Genomic DNA, 3,576 nt, shown 5'->3' on the forward strand with positions numbered 1-3,576 from the left:
TGGGCCTGTGCACCGAAGACGGAAGCCTTTGCGCAGATGAGCGCGCGCGTCGATCCGCAGATCCTGGCCAGCATCGCCATGAATGAATCGGCGTATCGGGGCCGACCCTGGCCGTGGACCCTCAATGTGGCCGGTCGCGGCATGTACTTCGCCACCCGGGAAGACGCGCATGCCGCGATCAATCAACTGCTTTCCGAGAAGCGCTGCAATTTCGACGTTGGGATCATGCAGATCAACTGGTGTTACCACGGCCAGCGGTTCGCCTCGTCGTGGGATGCGCTGGCTCCGGCGACCAACATCCACGTGGCCGAAGCCATCCTAACGGAGAACCTGCAACGCAGCGGCTCAGCGATGAAGGCGGTGGCCTGGTACCACAGCGCCGACCCGAGCCGCGGCGGGCCGTATCTCGCTAGATTCATGAACCACTTCAAGCAAATGGACAGCAGGGCCCAATGAGCAAGCATCTTCTTTACGCCGCCGTCGCCCTCTTGATCAGCGGACCGGTATCCGCCGCGCCGACCGATCCGTTCGACTTCGACTACCAGGTCGTGGCCAAGGCTAGCGACCGGCCGGCGATGATCTTCAACGACGGCAGCAGCACTTACATCCAGCCTCGCGCTGGACAGCAGATTGTCGCGGGCGGTGGGCAGCAATCTGGTCCATATATCGTCCTGGATGGCGTGCCTGATGTCGTGCGCTACACCACGAACGGTAACGAGGTGGTTGCGCGCTGGACGCGAGCCAACGGCTTCACGGGTGAGCCCGCGAATCCTGCCGGCGAGTTGCCGCGCGGCTTCAGCGGCTTTAGCGGGCGCATCGCCTTGATTGGCAATCACAATGGTCTCGCGCTGGTGCGCCCGAGCGACACGACGATGCCGCTGGCGCCGTTGATCAAGACCCTCGCTCCGGCAGGCTGGACCGGCTCGGCGCAGAAGGATATCGCCCTGAGCCAGGAGATGCGCTTCGCCACGCGCGCCGGCGAGAACTGGGTGCAAGCGCTTGAGCGCCTGCTGGCGCAGCGTGACCTGTACGCCGAACTGGATTTCGAGCGTCGGAACATTGCGCTGCGGGCGACGGCGCCGAAGTCTCTGGCCGTCGCCGGTACTGGTGTGGCGTCCCCTGCCGGGTTGGCGCCGGTCGCCGCGGCCCCACAGATGATTGCAGCCTCGACGTCGGAGGTCGCTGGCGGCCCAACCGAAGGCGATGGGTCCGCGCTGGGCGAGGCGTTCGATGCGCAAGCCATCCGTGACACCAAGGCCGGCCGGATCGAGATCCGCTTCGAGAAGAAGCCGACCGGCATGGTGGTGCGACGTGACGGTGGTGAGGAACTGGATACGACCTGGAACGAGGACGAAAGGGTGCTGTCGTTCCGTACCGCGGATCGTTTCACGGTCAGCGGCGGCGGCAAGTCGGTTGAGGTCGCCCGCGTGCCGGGGATCGCCTATCTCTTCCCCCAAGACAACCCGGCTGGGTTGGAGCGCGTCTTTGAGAAGGATGGCGCTACCTACCTGAGCTTCCGCCAGTCGTTGGTGCAGGTCTCTGTCTTCGACGAGAGCAACCGGTCCAATGGGGAGCACAAGGATCGGTATTACAAATACAACGGGATTAGCGCTCGCCTGACGGTGATGGCGGACGGTAAGGCGGTCACGGTGAGCAGGCAGCCGGAGGTTCGGTTCTATGAACGGGCGGCGGCGTTATGAGTTTCCAGCCACGGCGGTACATACCGCTTCTAGCTATCGGGCTTGCCATGGGGGCGACGGGTTCCGTCATGGCGGACTGCCTGGACGATGCCGCCGTCTTCCACCAGGTGAGCCCGGTGCTACTGCGCGGCATTGCGCAACACGAGTCGGGAATGCGCGCGTATGCGATCAATCGCAACACGAACGGCAGTGAAGACATTGGCCTCATGCAGATCAACACGGTGCACCTGCCCAGGCTTGCCAAGTACGGCATTACGCGGCAGTCGCTGTTCAATCCTTGCGTCAGTGCCTACGTCGGTGCGTGGATTCTGCGCGAGAACATGGACCGATACGGGCCAACCTGGGACGCGGTGGGCGCGTACAACGCGGCCTCACCGGATAAGCGCCTCAGGTACATCAACCGCATCTACAGCACGCTGCAGCGCGGCGTTCCGGCCAACCAAGCAATTAGATAACCGAAGGTAACAAGTCATGCTTCACATTCATCAGATGCGCCGGTTGAGCCGGACTGTCCTTGTCATGAGCGCGCTGTGCGCGTGTGTTGCGGCCCATGCGGCGGTACCGACCGCATCCCCCTTCGGTATCGAGTCAACCGGCAACTTCGAGCCGGCGGCGCCGCTCAAGGGCGATGGCTGGCAGCGTCTCGCCGCAGGCAAGAAGGGCAGGTCTCTCGCAGCGGTGGAGCCGGCAAGGTCGGTGACTAGCGACATAGCGCCCGCCTCCGTGCCTCCGGCGCCGGCCGCATCGCAACTCGCGGCAACGCCGGCAGGCATCGCACCGGTCGTCGCGAGCGCGCCCGCTGCGCCCGCAGCCTGGACGGTGTCGCCGGCTGACGGGACCTTTCGCCAGTTGATCGAGGCATGGGCGCCGCGGGCGGGCTGGACGGTCGCACCATGGGAATTGGAGAAGGACGTGCCAATCGTTGGCAATGATTCGATCCCAGGCGATTTCAAAGCGGCCGTGCGGCGCATCCTGTCTTCGACCGAGATGACCGNCTCGCACCCTGGGAATTGGAGAAGGACGTGCCGATCGTTGGCAATGATTCGATCCCAGGCGATTTCAAAGCGGCAGTACGGCGCATCCTGTCTTCGACCGAGATGACCGACTACATCATCAAGCCCTGCTTCTACTCGAACAACGTGGTGCGCGTGGTGAAGCTGACCACCAAGTGCGACCTGACTCAGTGACTCCCATGATGCACATGAACCGATTCCTTCGACCCGCCGCTGGCGCCTTGCTCGTATGTTCAACGCTGGCCGGCTGCGTCTCGCCGCGTCNTATGATGCACATGAACCGATTCCTTCGACCCGCCGCTGGCGCCCTGCTCGTATGCTCAACGCTGGCCGGCTGCGTCTCGCCGCGTCTTCTTGAAGACACCAGACAAGCTGTCGACGATAGTCGCGCGCAAGGGGATGCGATGACCGGCGCGCTCTATGCCCGGATGCGACGCGACCGCGNCCAAGGTGACGCGATGACCGGAGCGCTCTATGCCCGGATGCGACGCGACCGCGCGGCTGTCGAGGCAGAGCAGGAAGTGTCCAAGCCCTTCCTCGTGGGCAGAGCCGTGCCTACCGCGCGGAACGTTACCCTCCCGTTGGCACTGCGCAATAACGTCGACACGTGGGTGGTCTTTCCCGAACGCGTCATGCCGCTGGCAGTAGCCGGGCAGCGCATCACCATGGCGACCGGGATCCCGGTGAAGGTCGAATCGGATGTCTATCTCCCGGCCAACATGCTGCTCCCGCGCAGCATGGCGGCGCAGGCCGGGCAGCAGGCGCGCAATCAGCAGGCTGGGGGTGCGGTGCCGCAAGGCATGCCGGCGCTGGGCCAGGCCCCGGCACTCGGTGCGCCGCTTCCGACCAGTCTGGTTGGCGGT

Annotated in this window: 5 protein-coding genes and 1 pseudogene; all 6 read left to right on the forward strand. The window is 64.4% G+C overall.

Annotated features, from left to right (window positions below; genetic code table 11):
- The coding region (locus CF70_RS17175) for a transglycosylase SLT domain-containing protein (RefSeq protein WP_035867080.1) at positions 1-456 on the forward strand (456 nt) is incomplete at its 5' end.
- Positions 453-1,700: a TrbG/VirB9 family P-type conjugative transfer protein gene (locus CF70_RS17180; RefSeq protein WP_035867084.1), complete on the forward strand. Its 1,248-nt coding sequence runs from the start codon at positions 453-455 to the stop codon at positions 1,698-1,700. The genes CF70_RS17175 and CF70_RS17180, both read left to right, overlap by 4 nt.
- Positions 1,701-1,768: 68 nt before the next feature.
- Entirely contained in the window at positions 1,769-2,155 is a 387-nt protein-coding gene (locus CF70_RS17185) for a lytic transglycosylase domain-containing protein (protein WP_276286902.1), read from the forward strand.
- A gap of 64 nt (positions 2,156-2,219) precedes the next feature.
- Positions 2,220-2,694, forward strand: a 475-nt coding sequence (locus CF70_RS35000; RefSeq protein ID WP_235185093.1) for a TcpQ domain-containing protein, incomplete at its 3' end; no start/stop codon positions are given.
- A gap of 16 nt (positions 2,695-2,710) precedes the next feature.
- Positions 2,711-2,887: a TcpQ domain-containing protein gene (locus tag CF70_RS35005; protein WP_081862221.1), complete on the forward strand. Its 177-nt coding sequence runs from the start codon at positions 2,711-2,713 to the stop codon at positions 2,885-2,887.
- A gap of 284 nt (positions 2,888-3,171) precedes the next feature.
- Positions 3,172-3,576 (forward strand): annotated as a pseudogene (locus CF70_RS17195) (protein PilN); the annotation flags it as partial.

Origin of the sequence: Cupriavidus sp. SK-3, assembly GCF_000611145.1 — a bacterium.
GTDB lineage: Bacteria > Pseudomonadota > Gammaproteobacteria > Burkholderiales > Burkholderiaceae > Cupriavidus.

Bases quoted from the DNA above. Each gene is read 5' to 3' on its own strand.
- CF70_RS17180 (WP_035867084.1), top strand. From the start codon at position 453: ATGAGCAAGCATCTTCTTTACGCCGCCGTCGCCCTCTTGATCAGCGGA.
- CF70_RS17185 (WP_276286902.1), top strand. From the start codon at position 1,769: ATGGCGGACTGCCTGGACGATGCCGCCGTCTTCCACCAGGTGAGCCCG.